The organism is Mycobacterium gallinarum (assembly GCF_010726765.1).
GTDB classification, from domain to species: domain Bacteria; phylum Actinomycetota; class Actinomycetes; order Mycobacteriales; family Mycobacteriaceae; genus Mycobacterium; species Mycobacterium gallinarum.
Map to the genome: position 1 here is coordinate 1739653 of NZ_AP022601.1, position 17009 is coordinate 1756661.

Annotated in this window: 19 protein-coding genes; 7 read left to right on the top strand and 12 right to left on the bottom strand. The window is 66.2% G+C overall.

All coding sequences use genetic code 11. The features are described from left to right. Positions 1-16: 16 nt before the first annotated feature. Complete coding sequence (locus tag G6N42_RS08635) at positions 17-1933, top strand: ABC transporter ATP-binding protein/permease (RefSeq protein ID WP_163737188.1); 1917 nt, start codon at positions 17-19, stop codon at positions 1931-1933. Here G6N42_RS08635 and G6N42_RS08640 read toward each other — a convergent pair. Genes G6N42_RS08640 through G6N42_RS08660 form a run of 5 tightly spaced genes read right to left on the bottom strand, consistent with a single transcriptional unit; the run spans position 1930 to position 5655 of the window. Beyond that, positions 1930-3417, bottom strand: coding sequence for an FAD-binding protein (locus tag G6N42_RS08640; RefSeq protein ID WP_163728557.1), 1488 nt, complete (start codon positions 3415-3417; stop codon positions 1930-1932). The genes G6N42_RS08635 and G6N42_RS08640 overlap by 4 nt on opposite strands. Beyond that, positions 3414-3911: a VOC family protein gene (locus tag G6N42_RS08645; RefSeq protein ID WP_163728560.1), complete on the bottom strand. Its 498-nt coding sequence runs from the start codon at positions 3909-3911 to the stop codon at positions 3414-3416. Before G6N42_RS08645 ends, G6N42_RS08640 begins: the two co-directional genes overlap by 4 nt. 45 nt (positions 3912-3956) lie before the next feature. After that, positions 3957-4595 (bottom strand): SRPBCC domain-containing protein, encoded by a 639-nt coding sequence (locus G6N42_RS08650; RefSeq protein WP_163728562.1) that lies wholly within the window; start codon positions 4593-4595, stop codon positions 3957-3959. After that, on the bottom strand, positions 4588-4935 hold the full coding sequence (locus tag G6N42_RS08655; RefSeq protein ID WP_163728564.1) for an ArsR/SmtB family transcription factor: 348 nt from the start codon (positions 4933-4935) through the stop codon (positions 4588-4590). Before G6N42_RS08655 ends, G6N42_RS08650 begins: the two co-directional genes overlap by 8 nt. A gap of 42 nt (positions 4936-4977) precedes the next feature. Beyond that, complete coding sequence (locus G6N42_RS08660) at positions 4978-5655, bottom strand: TetR/AcrR family transcriptional regulator (protein WP_163728566.1); 678 nt, start codon at positions 5653-5655, stop codon at positions 4978-4980. Between the two features lie 101 nt (positions 5656-5756). On the opposite strand from G6N42_RS08660, the gene G6N42_RS08665 reads away from it, so the two are divergent. Further along, the gene (locus G6N42_RS08665) at positions 5757-6197 is read left to right on the top strand and encodes a nitroreductase/quinone reductase family protein (RefSeq protein WP_163728568.1); all 441 of its coding nucleotides are present in this window, start codon (positions 5757-5759) and stop codon (positions 6195-6197) included. Here G6N42_RS08665 and G6N42_RS08670 read toward each other — a convergent pair. From G6N42_RS08670 to G6N42_RS08695, 6 genes are all read right to left on the bottom strand, one after another. Beyond that, positions 6194-6874, bottom strand: a complete 681-nt coding sequence (locus G6N42_RS08670) for an Rv1815 family serine proteinase (RefSeq protein WP_163737190.1) — start codon at positions 6872-6874, stop codon at positions 6194-6196. The genes G6N42_RS08665 and G6N42_RS08670 overlap by 4 nt on opposite strands. 197 nt (positions 6875-7071) lie before the next feature. Beyond that, a complete protein-coding gene (locus G6N42_RS08675) occupies positions 7072-8478 on the bottom strand; it encodes an NAD(P)/FAD-dependent oxidoreductase (protein WP_163728570.1) in 1407 nt (468 codons plus the stop codon). Positions 8479-8738: 260 nt separating this feature from the next. Continuing rightward, complete coding sequence (locus tag G6N42_RS08680; RefSeq protein WP_163728572.1) at positions 8739-9920, bottom strand: cation:proton antiporter; 1182 nt, start codon at positions 9918-9920, stop codon at positions 8739-8741. Positions 9921-9923: 3 nt separating this feature from the next. Then, on the bottom strand, positions 9924-10406 hold the full coding sequence (locus G6N42_RS08685; RefSeq protein WP_163685018.1) for a cation:proton antiporter regulatory subunit: 483 nt from the start codon (positions 10404-10406) through the stop codon (positions 9924-9926). Positions 10407-10435: 29 nt separating this feature from the next. Next, entirely contained in the window at positions 10436-11317 is an 882-nt protein-coding gene (locus tag G6N42_RS08690) for a sterol desaturase family protein (protein WP_163737193.1), read from the bottom strand. 146 nt (positions 11318-11463) lie between these two features. Beyond that, positions 11464-13053, bottom strand: a complete 1590-nt coding sequence (locus G6N42_RS08695) for a carboxylesterase/lipase family protein (protein ID WP_163728574.1) — start codon at positions 13051-13053, stop codon at positions 11464-11466. A gap of 87 nt (positions 13054-13140) precedes the next feature. On the opposite strand from G6N42_RS08695, the gene G6N42_RS08700 reads away from it, so the two are divergent. From G6N42_RS08700 to G6N42_RS08715, 4 genes are read left to right on the top strand one after another with little or no spacing between them, the layout of a single operon-like run. Then, a complete protein-coding gene (locus G6N42_RS08700; protein WP_163728576.1) occupies positions 13141-14082 on the top strand; it encodes an oxygenase MpaB family protein in 942 nt (313 codons plus the stop codon). Next, positions 14079-14708: a TetR/AcrR family transcriptional regulator gene (locus G6N42_RS08705; RefSeq protein ID WP_163728578.1), complete on the top strand. Its 630-nt coding sequence runs from the start codon at positions 14079-14081 to the stop codon at positions 14706-14708. The genes G6N42_RS08700 and G6N42_RS08705 overlap by 4 nt, the downstream gene beginning before the upstream one ends. A gap of 23 nt (positions 14709-14731) precedes the next feature. Further along, complete coding sequence (locus G6N42_RS08710; RefSeq protein WP_163728580.1) at positions 14732-15100, top strand: DMT family transporter; 369 nt, start codon at positions 14732-14734, stop codon at positions 15098-15100. Beyond that, on the top strand, positions 15100-15420 hold the full coding sequence (locus tag G6N42_RS08715) for a DMT family transporter (protein ID WP_163737196.1): 321 nt from the start codon (positions 15100-15102) through the stop codon (positions 15418-15420). Before G6N42_RS08710 ends, G6N42_RS08715 begins: the two co-directional genes overlap by 1 nt. Here G6N42_RS08715 and G6N42_RS08720 read toward each other — a convergent pair. Then, on the bottom strand, positions 15407-16618 hold the full coding sequence (locus G6N42_RS08720) for an MFS transporter (protein WP_163728582.1): 1212 nt from the start codon (positions 16616-16618) through the stop codon (positions 15407-15409). The two genes, G6N42_RS08715 and G6N42_RS08720, sit on opposite strands and share 14 nt — an antisense overlap. 43 nt (positions 16619-16661) lie before the next feature. On the opposite strand from G6N42_RS08720, the gene G6N42_RS08725 reads away from it, so the two are divergent. Continuing rightward, positions 16662-17009: a YidH family protein gene (locus G6N42_RS08725; RefSeq protein ID WP_163728584.1), complete on the top strand. Its 348-nt coding sequence runs from the start codon at positions 16662-16664 to the stop codon at positions 17007-17009.

Genomic DNA, 17009 nt, shown 5'->3' on the forward strand with positions numbered 1-17009 from the left:
CACAGTGGAAGAGGGAATGTTCGTCCCCACGCTGGACTGGGGCCAAGAGCTCCTGACGTCGCTGCAGTGGATCGGCCAGGCGTGGTTGATCGCCGCGGTGGCGACGCTGTTGATCTGTGTCCTGATCGCGAAGTACACGGTGTGGGGCAGGCAGTTCTGGCGTATCACCGGCGACTACTTCAAAGGACCGGACAGCGTCAAGGTGTGGCTGTGGCTGGCGGTGATCCTGCTGTCGGTGATCTTTGGCGTCCGGCTCACGGTGTTGTTCAGCTTCCAGGGCAACGACATGATGACCAGCTTCCAGGTCGTGGCGGCCGGCGTTGCCGCGGGCGACGACGCAGTAAAGAACTCTGGACGCGACGGCTTCTACCTGTCGATGATCGTGTTCTCGGCGCTGGCCTTCCTGCACGTCGCACGCATCATGTTCGACCTCTTCATCACCCAGCGGTTCATGCTCGCCTGGCGCGCGTGGCTAACCGACCGGCTGACGGGCGACTGGCTCGACGGCAAGGCGTACTACCGCGGCCGCTTCATCGACGACACGATCGACAACCCCGATCAGCGGATCCAGTACGACATCGACATCTTCACCGCGGGCGTCGGCGGCCTTCCGAACACCCCGGCGAACACCTCCACCTCCACGCTGCTGTTCGGCTCGGTCAATGCGATCGCCTCGATGATTTCGTTCACCGCGATTCTTTGGAACCTGTCGGGAACGCTCACGCTCCCCTTCGTGAACTATGAGCTGCCCAAGGCGATGTTCTGGATCCTGATCGCCTACGTGCTCTTCGCATCGGTCATTGCGTTCTGGGTGGGCCGGCCGATCATCTGGCTGTCGTTCAGGAACGAGAAGTTCAACGCGGCGTTTCGCTATGCGCTGGTGCGGCTGCGCGACGCGTCGGAGGCCGTGGCGTTCTATCGCGGCGAGCTTGCCGAGCGCACCGGATTGCGAAAGCTCTTCGCGCCGATCGTCGCCAACTACAAGCGGTGGATCAACAGGATGATGGCCTTCTACGGCTGGAACCTGTCGATGAGCCAGATCATCGTCGTGCCGCCCTATCTGTTTCAGTTCCCGAGGTTCTTCGACGGCGAGATCACCCTTGGCGCGATGAGTCAGTCGGCTTCGGCGTTCGGCAATATCGAATCGGGGCTCTCCTTCTTCCGCAACGCATACGACGCGTTCGCGGGCTACCGCGCGTCGATCATCCGCCTCGACGGGTTGCTCACCGCGAACGAAGAGGGCAGGGCGCTCCCCGAGATCACCACCACGCCGTGCAGGGACGGCACCGTGGAACTCAAGGACATAGAAGTACGAACCCCCGACGGTAAGCAGCTCGTCAAACCACTCGACTTGCGCCTCGAGGTAGGCGACACCTTGGCGGTCAAGGGCGAATCCGGCTCCGGCAAGACGACCCTGTTGCGCAGCCTTGCCGAGTTGTGGCCGTTCACCACCGGCACATTGACGCGGCCGTGTGGGCCCAACGAGACCATGTTCCTGTCCCAGATGCCGTACGTTCCTCTCGGCAATCTGCGCGCGGTCGTCAGCTATCCGACCGAGGAAGGCGACATCGACGACAGGACTCTGAAGCGCACGCTGGAACAGGTGGCACTGCCGCACCTGGTCGATCGACTCGACGAAGTCGAGGACTGGGCCAAGGTGCTCTCCCCCGGCGAACAGCAGCGCATCGCGTTCGCCCGCATTCTGTTGACCAAGCCGTTGGCCGTGTTCCTCGACGAGTCGACCTCGGCACTCGACGAAGGTCTGGAGTACCTGCTGTACACCCTCATTCGCAGCGAGCTGCCCGACACCATTCTGGTGAGCGTCAGCCACCGTAAGGCGCTCGAGCAGCATCACACCCATGAACTCGAGCTGCTCGGCGAGGGTGAGTGGCGGTTCGGCCGGGTCGGCGGCGAGGAACCCGCGCCGGTCTAGGTGCAGGCCTGAGCGGCGTGCGTACCCGCACGGCGGCCGAAGAACGACCCTTCGCCGAGCTGGGTGCCGCTGGCATAGCCCTTGCCGTCCTGCGCGATGTTCGACGCGCAGGCGCCCGCGGCATAGAGGCCTTCGATGACGCTGCCATCGGAGCGCAACACCTGTCCGTCGATCGACACGTCGAGACCGCCCATGGTGAATCCCGAGTACATCGCTACGCCCAGTGACAGATCGAACGCAGCCCACGGGCCGTTGTCCTGTGCCGCAACGTATTCCGGCTGTTTGTGAAAGTCCGGGTCTTCGCCGCGCGCGGCGTTGTCGTTGTAACGGTCGAGGGTGGCGGCGAGCTTGCCCGCCGGAATGCCAAGCGCCTCCTCCATTTCCGCGACCGTCTCGAATCCGTCGATGAACTTGATCAGCGGCATCTTGGGCATCTGCATGTGCGCTTCGTCGACGATGAGGTATGCCTGCTGGTCGGGTTGTTCCAGGACGTACGCCGATGTGCGTGAGTGGTAGGAATCCTCGGTGACGAACCGCTCGCCCCGGTTGTTGACGATGACACCGGTCAGCAGAATCTCCGGCGGGTACGCGGCGGCGGTGATGAACAGCCCGTCGAGGTTCTCCGCCACGCCACCGGCCGATACGCCGAGGGCGATGCCGACTCCGTCGTCGTAGGGGTTGCCCAGGATGTAGGGCTCTACCTCGCCGTGGTGTTTGGTTTTCCGTTTCTGACCGAGCGCTGGAGTGTGCTCGGCGACCATTTCGGCGTTCATCGCGAAGCCGCCGGCGGCGATGACGACGGCCTTGGCTTTGATCGCCCCGGTTTCGCCGAAGTGCTTCCAGCGGACCCCGACGACGCGGCCGTCGTCGACCACCAGATTGGTCACGCCGGTCTCATAGCGGATCTGCACGCCCTGATCGGTCGCACGTTTCACCAGCAGGTCGATGACCATGGCAGCGCCGCCCAACTCTCCCGGAACCGGAACCGAATGTCCGCGCGGCGCCGGTTTGGCCTGCTCACAGTACGGCCATACCTTCTCGTTACCGGTGTAGGACAACCCCTCGGTGCCGGGCGGCACCACCACCTTGCCCTTCCAGAAGCTGCGTTCGAACTGAAACCCAAGCGCCTCAAGCCAATCGAAGTGTTCGACGCTTTCGTCGCAGTAGAGGCGAATCTTGTCGAGATCCGGGTCCGCCGAGACGGCCACGAGATACTTGTACATCTCATCGGCGCTGTCGTCGTGTCCGGTGGCCTGCTGCACCGCTGTGCCGCCGCCCAGATAGAAGTGGCCACCGGCCATCGCACTGGTGCCGCCTGCCGCGGCCGCCTTCTCCAGCACCAGAACGTCGGCTCCCGCCGCCGCGGCGCTCACGGCTGCGCAGCCGCCGGCCATGCCGAAGCCGATGACCAGGACATCGACCTCGTCAGACCATGACTGAACATCGGCCGCGTCGACGGTGTCCGGAATGTCGAGAGCGCTCACTGTTGCTCCTGTTTCACATAGTCGAAAAATGACTTGATCTCGTCGGGGATGACGGCGATCTCGATGTAGGGGGCGCCGGCCTCGACGGCCGACAGGTAGGCGAACCGCATCCCGCCGGGCATGATCCCCTGCTGCACGACGGGGGTCCCGTTGGCTTCTGCGTCGCGCAGTGCAGCGTCGAACGCCGCGGAGTCGGGTGCCTCGACACAGATGTGGTGCAGACCGGGTCCGCAGGTGTCGAGGAACTCGGAGTACACGCTCGGGCCGCCGCCGATCGGTGCGATCAGCTCGAGCTGGGTGTCACCGGCGTAACTGAACGCGATGTCGGCGGTGAAGTCGGCGGGCGCGCCGCGGAAGGTGCACGTGTCGGGCGCGAAGTGGACGTCGGGTATGCGCACCCACTTCTTGGCGCCCAACATCGTGGTCAGCGCCTTTTCGGTGACATCGAGGTCCCGCGTCACCCACGCAATCTGGACAGGTGTCTGGGCATGCATCGGGTCGAGGATATCCCCGGCCGCCCCGGATGGCTAGAACGTGTTCTAGTTTTCCTCGCCGAGGTACGCCGCCAGGCATCGCTGTGCCATCTCGCGCGCTGTCGACGGGTCGGTTCCAAACGCGATGTTCGCGTCACACCACCTCTCGCCGGACAGGGTGAGGAACCGCCGACCGTCGTCGGTGACGATCCACTGCTCACCGAAGGACGGATCGATGGCCGCCCCGGTCGCCACGTGGATCGCGAGCCCGAGCACCATCGAATCCCAACCCATCCCGACCGCGCCGGGCCCGAACTGGTCCCAGTGGTCGTCGACGTGGGCGATGTGCTCGATCACCAGGCGCGAGCGGTCCGGGCCGTCGGCGCTGACGGTGACATCGATCCAGCTGACACCTCCGCCGAATTCCCAAGTCGCGGTGAAGTTTTTGGGCGGATCGCAGGTCAGGACGGTACCGCCCGCCTGACCCTCCAACTGGTAGGAACCGCCGACCGTCAGGTCGCCGGAAATGGGCATCAACCACCGGGGAATGCGCTCGATGTTGGTGACGGCGTCCCAGAGGTCGTTCTGATCGGTGTCGTAGGACTGGCTGATGGTGACGACGTGCGCTTCCTTGGCATCGATGATGCGCGATCCCAGCTTGCGCTCGACGGCGTTGATTTGATGCTCGATATCGACGTCAGTCATGTTGCCTTCCTTGGCTTCTGCGTTGTCGTTTTCCGCGCGCGATCTCGGTCGCCAGGGCGTCGAGTCGCGGCGCCCAGAACCGGCGGAAGCCGTCAAGCCACTCATCGACGTCGCGTAGCGCCGCGCCGTTGACGGCGTACAGCCTGCGCTGCCCGTCCGGCCGTACCGAGGTGAATCCGTTCTCGCGCAACACCTTGAGGTGCTGCGACACCGCCGGCTGGCTGATCGCGAACTCTTCCTGAATCTGCGCACCGATGGTCCCCGCCGACTGCTCGCCCTCGGCGAGTAATTCGAGAATGCGCCGACGCACCGGGTCACCAAGGACGTCGAACGCGTGCACGGTCCTAGATTAAAGTAGACACTTATATAAGTCAATACTGAATTATCGGGTGAGCATCTCGATCAGCAGGTTGACCTGGAGGTCGAAGGCATCCCCCGGGTCGGTGAGCGTGTCCGCCCCGTACTGGCCGAACACCTCCAGGCTGATCGCCCCGATCAGCCCCGCCCACAGCAGGAAACACTTGGCGACCGCGGAGTCGTCGCCGGAGAAATCGAACTCCTCGCGCACCCGGTCGAAATCCGACGACAACCGCTGCCCCACAGCGACGTCGGAGGTCGAGATGTCGTCTGCCGCGATGCCCGCGGCGACGGCGCCGAACAGCGCGCCGACGACTCGCGTGCCCGGGCCGACGGTTCGTTCCGCCGGAGCGCGATACCCCGGCACCGGACTGCCGTACAGCAGCGCCCAACTCGCCGGGTGATCGACGGCCCACTGCCGGGCGGCCTGCGCCATGACGAGAAGCCGATCGCGCCACGAAGTCTCGCAAGCACCTGCGTCGTCCACCGCGTCCGCCAGCTCCGAATAGGCGTCGACGAGCAGCAGCGTCAGCAGCTCGTCGCGGCTGGCCACGTACCGGTAGACCGCCGACGACACCACGCCGAGATCGCGCGCGATGGCGCGCAGCGACAACCCGGCCGCACCTTCGGTGACCAGGTGACGACGGCCGAGCTCGATGATCTGGCGTTCGATGCGGTCGCGCGCGTCCTGCCGCTTGCCCATGCCGCCAGTGTCACACAAAACGAGATCACTGCTCTTGATTTTCACACCGCAGCGTGCCACCCTCGAAAGAGAGCACCGCTCTCGATACGAAGGAGAATGCGATGTCTGTGCGCTACGACCAGCCCACACCCGCCGCCCGCGCCGTCAACGAACTGTTCCGCCTGCTCGCCGAGGCCGGCATCAGCGTCGCGGGCACGGTGGCAGTGCGGGTCCGGGGCCGAAAGACCGGAAAGCGTCGCGGTGTGGTCGTGAATCTGTTGACCGTCGACGGCCGCGACTACCTGGTTTCACCGCGCGGCACCACCCAGTGGGTTCGCAACGCGCGGGCGGCGGGCGCTATCGAGATGGGTCCGCGCTGGCGCAGCCACGAGGTGCGCATCACCGAGGTCGCCGACGACGCCAAGCCGGATCTGTTGCGGCGCTACCTTGATCGGTGGTTCTGGGAGGTGAAGGGACATGTCGACGGACTGACACCCGAATCCTCGGACGCGGAGATGAGCGCGACAGCGCCGTCGATTCCCGTGTTCGAACTCCTGCGTTAGGGCACCGGAGCCGACGCCGCGGAGATGACGTCCTGGCTCGCCTGCTGATTGGCGACGTGCCAGGACACCGCGGCGGGGAACTGTCCCCAGGTGCTGTTGAACATCCCGATCATCGCGGCCCTGCCGTCGGGGGTGATGAAGTAGACCGGGCCGCCGGAATCGCCCTTCTGACTCACGACACCGTTGGCCATCGTGAACCAGCCGTTGTAGACCGCCTGAATGTTCCCGCAGCTCTCGCCCGTCACCACGCCGAAGTGGCACACCGGTAGGCCGGGTGTGGGCACGACGCCGGGATCGGACACCAGCACCAGGCCGCGCGGCAGCACGTTGTTGATCGCGACGTCGGGGGCGAGGGTGATCGCCTCCCAGTCGGTGATCTGATGGTTGGTGTCGATGGTGGCACCGTCGGGAGTGTTGTCCCGGAACGACGCCTGCTGCCCGATGTGTCTGCGGCCGCTGTCCTGCACCGTGCCGTCGCCGCGGCAGTGGCCGGCGGTGTAGGCGATGCGCGCGGCGGGGTCGACGAATCCCAATGTGCACGCGTTGGTGCCCTGGATGATTTCCATGCCCGGAAACACGATGACGCCCGGATCGGCTTGCACAGGCACACCGGGGAGCACGAGCGCGCCGAGCGATGCTGCCACTGTCGCGAAAACGCGTAACGATCGTCGGCGCATCGTCGCCCCCTTGGGTCTCAAGTGTGTAAAGGGTACCGGCGTCAAGAGATGCCCACAGGCCGAGTGCGAGAAGTGATACCCGCGCCCGACCAGGAGCAATCACACAACTGGCGTACCTACTTCAGCCCATCGGCAAGGGTCACAGAAGCGTTACAGAGTGGCAACGGCGGCCGTTCGGCCCGATCGACAAGGGGCCGTCAGGAATCGAAGCCGAGACCCAGCGCGTCGAGTGTGCGAAGAAAGATGTTGCGGCGCCCCGCCGAATGGTCGGCGCGGTCCAGAGACCATCGCGTCGCCTGGATGCCGATGCTCGCGATCGGTTCGGGCGGGAACGGCAACGGGCGTCGGCGCACCATCTCCAACTCGGTGCGCGGGGTGGGAATTCCGTCGAGCAGATCCAGGCACACGTCGGCCGCGAACCTCGCCGCGCCTACGCCAAGGCCGGTGAACCCGTTGACATACGCGACCCGGTCATCGTGGGCCCGACCCCAGTGCGCGCAGAAGCGAGTGTTGGTGTCGATGGCGCCGGCCCAGCGGTGCGAGAACCGGACGTCGTCGAGTTGAGGGAACGTGATGAAGAAGTGCGCGGCGAGGCGCTGATACGTGTCGGGCCGATCCTCGTAGGTGGAATCGACCTTGCCTCCGAAGTGATACACCGCGTCATAACCGCCCCACACGATGCGGTTGTCCACGGTCAACCGGTAGTAGTGAAACTGGTTGGCGCAGTCACCGATTCCCTGCCTGTTCCGCCACCCGATGCGGTCCAGCTGCGCGTCGGTCAGCGGCTCGGTCGCCAGCACGTAGTCGTAAACCGGAACGGTGTGCAACCGGTTGCGGCGCAACAGGCTCGGGTAGACGTTCGTCGCCAGCACCACCTGGCGCGCGGTGATGGCCGCGGCGGCGGTGTGCACGCGCAGCGCACGGCTCTCGGACTCCAACCGGGTGGCGTTGGCGCGCTCGTAGATCTGCACGCCCGCGTCCGTGCACGCGCGGGCGAGCTCGAACGCCAGCTTGGCCGGGTGGACGATGGCGCACGTGTCGGCACTGAACAGCCCCGCCAGATAGGTCGGCGAGTTCGCTTCGGCGCGGACGTGCTGCGTGTCGAGGAAGCGGCCCTCTCCCCCGTCCGCGGCGTCCCGCAGCCAGTCGACCTGATGCGGTTCGGTGGCGACCGAAAGCATTCCGGTGCGCTGCCACTCCGTATCCAGCCTCAGACGCTCGATGTCGGCCTGCATGCCGTCGAGGTTCTGGATGCCCATCTGGTCCAGAGTGTGGATCTCGTTGGGCCAGCGTGTTTTTCCGTTCTCGGCTCCGTGAGTCAGGCTGGCGTCGACGAATCCGCCGTTTCGTCCCGATGCCGCCCACGCGATGCGGTTGGCCTCGATGAGGACGATGCGCCGGTCCGGATTGCGCTCGGCGGCATGCAGTGCCGTCCAGAGCCCGGTGTAGCCGCCGCCGACCACGAGCAGGTCGCAGGTGATCGATGCGGTCAGCTGAGGGTAGGCGGGCCGGGGAATGTCCAGCCACATCGAACCGAAGGAGCTTGCCGCAAGCGAACGTTCGATCAACCGGGGATCTACGGGGGCATCGAACACTGTGTGCACACGGCGGAGACTACGGGGCCGATGGCGGCGGCGTCGAGGATCCGTTGCCGGGCCGGTGAGGATGGCTGCGTGGCGCTCGTGGTCTCGGCGCGAACGGGCGCAATACCACGGTGCCTACGACGGCCGCGGCACAGCTCGGGCGTCCTTCGAGGCCGCCGGTTGCATCACCTCGACGCCGCCCGGCGATTCGCGACACCGTGCGGGTCAACGGATGGCCGAGCGCGAGACGGGGTCCGCTGTGCAGCGATGGTATGGCGACCTTATTGCCGATCGGTCGCCGGTGTTTCGCCGATCTGCCTGACGGCAGGGCGCAGGCCACCTCCGCTGAAGCGGGTCAACACGGGTCCGACAATCGCGAGGATGAATACGTAGGGAGTCGCGACCGCACCGAGCTGTGGGATCGACATCGCGACCAGGCCGATGATGACGAGTGAGAATTCCCCACGGGCGATCAGCGCCATACCCGCGCGCAACTGCCCGGGCCTGCCCACCCCGTCACGACGGGCGGCGAACCGGCCGGTCAACACCTTCGTCACGGCTGTCACCGCCGCGAGCGCCAGAGCGGCGGGCAGCATCGGAATCAACTCCGCAGGGTTCACGGAGAAGCCGATTGCCAGGAAGAAGATTGCCGCGAACAGATCCCGCAGCGGGCTCAGCACAATCCGCGCGCGGTCCGCGGCGTCACCGGTCAGCGTGAGACCGACCAGGAACGCACCGACCGCGGCCGACGCGTGCACGAACTCGGCCAGCGCGGCAACGATCAACGTCAGGCCCATGATTCGCAGTAGAAGCTGCTCGTTGTCAGGATGCGCAACCAGGCGGCCGAGGTGATGTCCCCAGCGAAGGGAGGCGATGAACGCCACCACCAACGCGGCAACGGCGAACGTGACGCCGAGAATCGCCTGCCACCAGGTTCCGCCTGCCGCGAGGACCGCCAGCAAGGGGAGGTAGGCCGCCATCGCGAAGTCCTCGAGCACGAGAATTGACAGGACGGCCGGGGTCTCGCGGTTGCCGAGCCGGCGCAGGTCGGAGAGCAGCCTGGCGATGACGCCTGACGACGAAATGTACGTCACGCCGGCCAGCGCCAGGATCCCGACGCCGTCGAGCCCGAGCAGCCAGCCCGCGATCGCCCCGGGTGGCGCATTGAGAAACAGATCTACCCACGCCGACGGCAGATGTCTGCGCAGGCTGCTGGCGAATTCGCCGATCGAGAACTCCAGCCCCAACACGAGCAGCAGAAGGACCACACCGATGGTTGCCCCGGCGTGAACGAATTCCCCGGCAGCGGGTATCGGCGCGACGCCGCCGTCTCCGAGTGCCAGGCCTACCAGGAGATACAGCGGGATTGGCGACAGTGCGAACCTGCGTGCAGCGCTGCCCAGCACAGTGAGCACCGTGAGGATGACGCCGAGCTCCAGCAGCAACGTCGCCGAGATCTGCACCGGTCAGCCTCTGGCGACGATGTCTTCGACGCCAAGGATGCCTTCCGCGGTGCCGATCACCACCAAAACGTCACCGGCGCGGAGAGTTTCGGCCGGACCTGGCGAAGCGAGGACCGCGTCGTCGCGCACGATCGCGACGATGGACGCGCCGGTGCGCGTCCGTGCCCGGGTCTCCCCGAGGGGGCGATTCGCAAATGGACTCCCGGGCTCGAGGACAACTTGTCCGGCATCGAGGCCCGGGACTTCGCGGGTGAGGTCGGCGAATCGTTCCGCGATTCGCGGCGCACCCAGGATCTGAGCGAGGGCTTCTGCCTCGTCCTCGGTCAGTCGGAACACGTGCTGTGCCTGGTCGGGGTCCTCCTTTGGGTACACGACGATTTCGAAGTCACGGGTGCGTCGTGCGACCACGCCGATCCGGTCGCCGTCACGATTGTCGAATTCGTAGCGCAACCCGACGCCGGGCAGCAAAACCTCTCGGACATCCATGGCTCCATACTGCGGGGTGGAGCGCCGATCTATACGCGAACCCTTGCAGACCCCTCGTCGACGCGGCGTCCGGCGGGCTCCCAACCCGGCGGACCGAAGGCATAGCCCAGCTTGTCTCGCCAGCGTGACGCGCACCGGACGTCGCGGAAGATCGCCACATATTCGTGCGTCTGCAGCGTCCAGATGTTGTAGGTGTCGACCTGCTTGGTCAGCCCGTAGTTCGGGCGCACGTTCTCTTCCTTGAAGCTGCCGAACAGCCGGTCCCAGAGGATGAAGATGCCGCCGTAGTTCTTGTCGAGGTACTGCTGGTCCATGCCGTGGTGAACGCGGTGATGCGACGGCGTATTGAAGACGAATTCGATTGGCCGCCAGAGCTTTCCGATGCGCTCGGTGTGGATCCAGAATTGGTAGATGAGGTTGATGGAGAAGCTGGCGAACACCATCCACGGCGGCACACCGAGCAGTGGCAGCAGCGCCCGCAGGAACACGTCGCCGCTGATGTTCCACTTCTGGCGCAGCGCGGTGGCGAAGTTGAAGTACTGGCTGGAGTGATGTGCTTGATGGGTCGCCCAGATCAGGCGGACGCGGTGCGCGATCCGGTGATAGAAGTAGTAGAGGACGTCGACGCCGACGATGGCGATCACCCAGGTGTACCAGGCGGTGGACGGCAGCTGCCACGGGGCCACGTAGACGTAGAGCGCGGCATAGGCCAACAGGGCGATGGCGTTGAGGACGCCACTGGTGGCGATCGAAACCAGCCCCATCTTGATGCTCGCCCACGCGTCGGGCTTCAGATAGGCGCCCGCCGGTGCCCGTTCCGCCTCGTCATGTACCAGCTTTCCCGCGCTGACCCATTCGATGATCAGCATGATGAGGAAGAACGGGATCGCGAACGTCACCGGGTCGTGCATCAGCGGCGGTAGCACGTCCGAGAAGACACGTGTCCAGGCCCCGTTCACGTCCAAGGTGACACCTCCGGTGGGAAAGTCTACGACCAAGCGGGGCGAGCGATGGGCCCACGCCCGAAGGGCAGGGGACGAAGGGAACTCGGAGTTGCTCAGCGGAAGCTGAGCACCTCGTCCCCCCAGGCCAATCGCAGGTCACGGTCCAGATCGTCGACCACCCGTTCGGATGCATCGATGATCAGCGACGCCCGATCCTCTTTGCGGTACGGACGCCACTCGGGATCCCCGGCCGACGCGGACGGCGTGCCGTCCACCGCGAAGCTCATCCAACGCCTGCGCAGCCGCGCCGACACCGTCTTGCCGGCCTTGAGGCCGCCCAATTTGAATGTCGGGTCCTTAGGGCCGCCGACCAGGTTGCCCCATACATACGGCAACTCGGTGGCGTGCGCCGCGCCGAGGCGCAACAGGCGCAGCATCGGGGGCGCGAAGTCGAACCGGTAGAGGTAGACGGGTGCGACCTCCCGGTGGCCGTCGGCAAACCAGATCGACGGCATGCGGAAACCGATGTCGCGGGCCACCCCCATGCCGATCGTCTTGGGCCGGCCGCGGTATGCGGTGCGGATCTGCGCTTCATCGGGCAGCTGCAGCGCCGGCTGCTCGGCGGCGATCTCGGTGAACATCGCGCGCAGCGCCTGCGGCGAGATCGGCATCAACGGCGACTTCATCCACCGGAACAGCGCGGCCTCGTGCTTGTTCGTGCCGATGATCAACGGGACTGGATGCGTGCGACTTTCTCGGGCCAGCTTCACCGGGTGCGCGGGAATGACGTCACCGTCGATGATCGGCGCGAAGGCCAGTGTCCCCGGCCAGCGGGCCGGCACTTCGTCGAAAACCTTCTTGGAGGCCGCCAACACGGCCTCGATCGGAACTGCGGGCAGGCGTTGGGCTTCGCCCCGCCCGATGTCCAGCGCATCGAGGAACAACTCGGCGAAGCGGCGGCCGCGCTCGGAGTCGTAGATCGACGTCGCCGGCGAACTCTGGGCGATGGCCGCCGAGAACAGTCCCGCGGCGGCGGGGCTCGCCAGCAGCGTGGTCACCATGCCTGCGCCGGCCGACTCGCCGAACAATGTGACGCGGGCGGGGTCGCCGCCGAATCCGGCGATGTTGTCGCGCACCCATTGCAGTGCGAACAGCGCGTCGCGCAGGCCGAGATTGGTATCGAACCCGTCGCCGAAGGAGGACAGGTCCAGGAACCCGAGTGCGCCCAACCGGTAGTTGACCGTGACGATCAGCGCGTCGCCGCCGCTCGCCAGTGCAGCACCGTGATACAGCGATTGCGCCGACGAGCCGAGGATGTAAGCGCCGCCGTGCAGCCACACCATCACCGGTTTGCCGTCCCCCGCCTCGGTATCCGACGACGCCCACACGTTCAACGTCAGGCAGTCGTCACCCTGCGGCGCGCCGAGGTCGATCGGGATCCTCGGATCGGTGGGCTGTGGGCAGACGGGTCCCACCCGCGTCGCGTCGGCCGGCTCCGACCACCGCTGGGGCGCCTGGGGTGCCCGCCACCGCAGGTCGCCGGCTGGCGCCGCGGCATAGCGAATGCCCTTCCACACCTTGATCGTTCCGTTGTCGACGCCGCGAACGGGTCCGTAGCTGGTGTCGACGACCGGCCGCTCGACTGCGGGCACCGCCGGCGACCCGTCGTCGGCAGAGCGTCGCGTATTGGCCTCTGCTGTCACCGATTGACCTCCTCGATGAGAAAACAACCACTCCACAGTACGCGCGCGTACCGCATCTCTCCGCGGTCGGATGGTATACCTGGTGGTGTGAGTGTCACATTTATACCGAAGCGGGTCGTCGCCGCCGAGAAGCTTCGCCACCGCATCGTGCAGGATTTCGAGAAGAGCGCTGGTCGTCATGATGATCCGGCGATCTACGGTGGGCCACCAGGCGATCCCGGGCTGATCGGGCCCGGCAGCATGTCGTGGGAGATCAACGCCGACCTGGCATCCGTCTCGCAGGCCGGTTTGCCCGCGATCGTGCTGGAGATCCTCCATCCGTCCGTGGTGGCCGGCGTTCAGGATCTGTCCAACTACCGCGAAGACCCATTTCAGCGCGCCCGCGCCACCCTCGGCTACGTGCTGACCACGACGTTCGGCAACACCGAGGCCGCCACCCGGGTCATCGAACGCGTCAAGCACGTGCACTCGTTCGTCACCGGCACTCGCCCCGACGGCGTGCCGTACCGCGCCCTGGATCCCGAGCTGATCGCCTGGGTCCACACATGCATCCCGTGGATGATTCTGCGGACCTATGAACACACCAAACGCCCGCTGAGCCGCGAGGAGCAAGACCGGTATCTGACCGAACAGGCGGTGATCGGCAGGTTGGGCGGCGCCGACTGGGTGCCGACGACGGCCGCCGAACTCGACGATTACGTCGAGACCATGCGACCGAAGCTGAGCGTGAACGCGCAGACGCGTGAGTTCATCGACTTCTTGACGACGTCGCCGTTCTTCCCCGACCTGCCAAGGCCGGTGGACCGGCAACTGCACCGGTTCGCCATCCACGCGGGCATGAGCCGCGCCCCGGCGTGGGCACGCGAGCTCATCGGCTATGACCGCCCGTCCGCGCTTATTCGCCGGCTCATCGAACCCGCCCTGCACCTCGACGCCCGGCACTTGCGGTGGGCATTCGGGACACCGCGCTACGCCCAGCTCGCCCGCGAACGTGCCGCAGGTGCGCGTCCGAAGGTCGCGGTGTCGTGATCGACGCGCAGCTCATCGAGGTCATCGGCGGCGCCGCGTCCATCGGCAAAGCGGGCGGCAACGTGGACGAAGCGGCCGACCGGACCAGTCAACGCATACTCGACGCCGCTCTTCAGGAGGCGGCAGCAGTTGGGCTGCAACGGATTACGGTCGAGGATGTGGTGCGCCGCGCTGGTGTGTCACGGATGACGGCCTACCGCCGCTATCCCCGTCGCGACGATCTGGTGGAAGCGCTGGTTCGCCGGGAGACGCAACGGTTCCTCGGCGCTGTCGCCGATGCCATCGACGCCACCGACGATCCCAACGAAGGGGTGGCCGCGGCGTTCATCGCCGCGGTCACGTTCGCCCGCGAGCATCCGATGCTGCGTCGCGCCGGTCACGTCGAACCCGCACCGATCGATTCGGCGGAACTGTTGAAGATGGGGTCGGCGTTCATCGCCAACTACATCCACGGTGACACGCCGGGGACACCGCCACGGCAGGTCCGCTGGGTCGCCGATGTGTTCGCCCGGTTGTTCGTCACCTATATCTCGATGCCGCCGGACGACCCCGACTTCAGCGACGACGCCGAATTGCGTCAGTTCGCGCACGAGGTACTCACACCCATGGTCGAACGCGCCGTCTGAGGGCCATGGCATAGCTTGGTGCCGTGCTGAAGTGGGCGCTGCTTGCGGGCGCGATCTCGACCGAGGTCGCCGCCACGCTGTCTCTGCGTGCCGCCCAGGATCATTCGGCGTGGCTCGCGGTCGTGGTCGCCGGCTATCTCACCTCGTTTATGTTCTTGACGATGGTGCTGCGCGCCGGCGTACCCGTTGGCATCGCGTACGGAATCTGGGGCGCGCTGGGCACGGCGGTCACTGCGGTTCTGGCCGCCGTGCTCTTCGGTGACCCGTTCACCTGGCCGATCGTCGCGGGCATCGGGCTCATCATCGCCGGGGTGCTGCTGATCGAGCTCGGTTCGCATCGCGCCTCGGCCGCCGAGCCGGAACCGGATGTCCCCGCCGGGGCGGCTCGGTGATGTGGCTCGCGCTCGCCGGCGCCATACTCGTCGAGGTGGTCGCGACCCTGTCGCTACGCGCGTCGGACGGATTTCGGAAGAAGGCGTGGATCGCACCGATCATCACCGGCTACCTCCTGTCGTTCTATCTGCTGTATGTGTCGCTGGGACTGGGCATGCCGGTCGGAATCGCCTACGGCGTGTGGTCGGCGTGCGGCATCGCGCTGGTGGCCGTCATCGCGCGGTTCCTGTTCAAAGAACCCCTGACTCCGATGATGGGGCTCGGCATCGTGCTCATCATCGGCGGCGTGCTCACCATCGAGATGGTCACCGCCGGCTGAGCCGGTGATTCAATCGGGGTCGCGCACTGAGCGCTCCGGCCAGTGCGATCGCCACCAGCCCCGCGAGAGGCACGGACAGCAGGCCGATTCGTAGGCTCGTCGCATCGGCGATGACGCCGACGATCAGGGGCGCGCCGAAGAAGCCGATCCGCATCAGCCACGTAAGCACCGTCAATCCGCTGCCCGGGCGCAGGCCAGGCAGCTGGTCGGCGCGGTGCATCGCCGCCGGGATCAGGGTCGCGACTCCGAATCCCGCCGCGGCGAATCCCGCGATGGTGCCGGGAATCGAGGGGAAGGCCAGCGCCGCCCCCATTCCCGCGGCCGCGAGGAGGCCACCGGCGCGAACCACCTCGCGTTCGCCGAACCTGTCGACAAGGCGGTCCCCGATCAGCCGGCCGACGAACATGAATCCGACCAGCGCCACGTAACCGAAGACCGCGACGGCACCTGGCGCACCGAGGCTGTCACGCAAATACAGTGTCGCCCAGGAACTTCCTGCGTCCTCGACGGTTGCGCCCGCCACGGCGAGCACGACGAGCGCGACCAACGTGCCGTACACCGCGAATCCCGCGTCTCCTCGGCTCCCGGTGCGCGCCGACGGATGGTCGTCGTGATCGGGTCCCTTCAACAGAGAGGGGTAAGCGATCAGCACGAGGCCCCCGAACAGGATCCCGGCGAACGCCAGATGTATGGGCCGAGATATGTCGAGCGCGATCGCGGCGGCGCCCATCACGCCGCCGATGATGGCTCCCGCCGCCCAGACCGCATGCAGCGAGTTGATGATCGACCGGCCGTAATTACGCTGCAACCGCAGCCCGTGCGCGTTCTGCGCCACGTCGGTGATCGCATCGCAGGCTCCCGCCATGAACAACGCCGCGGCGAGAATCAACGGGGTCCCCGCCAGGGCCGCAGCGACAACGAATCCCGCGAGGCCGAGGGTGCTGACGACCGCCACGCGCGACGATCGGTACCTCCGGATCAACGCCGCCGCGGAGAGGCCTGCCACCAGCGCGCCCGCGGAGAACGCCGCGATCGCGATCCCGTAAACCGTGTTGGACAGCTGCAGATCCGCCTTGATTTCGGGGTAGCGAGGCAGCAGGTTGGCGAACAGCGCACCGTTGCTCAGGAACAGCGCCGCGACGGCAAGACGCGCCGTTCGCTGCTGCGCCGCGGCCCCATTCCGAGATTCGGGCGCCATGTCCGGTGACACTACCGACCCTCCGAACCTAAGCTGATTGCTCGTGGGTGCGGACGAGGCTGACCAGGATCTGGACTATCGCTTCACCCTCGCCAACGAGCGGACGTTCCTGGCGTGGATCCGCACCGCGCTCGCACTCATCGCGGGCGGTGTCGCCGTCGTTCAGCTGGTGCCGGCCCTGACCATCCCCGGAGTGCGCCACGGCCTCGGGATGGCACTCACCACATCTGGCGGCGTCCTTGCGGTCCTGGCGGTTCTGCGTTGGCGTGCTGTGCAGGCCGCAATGCAGAAGGGTGCCGAACTGCCTCGATCCCTGATGCCGGTTCTGCTCGGCGGCGCCATCGTGGCGCTGACCATCGCGTTGATCGTCGTGATCGCGGTCCAGCCCTAG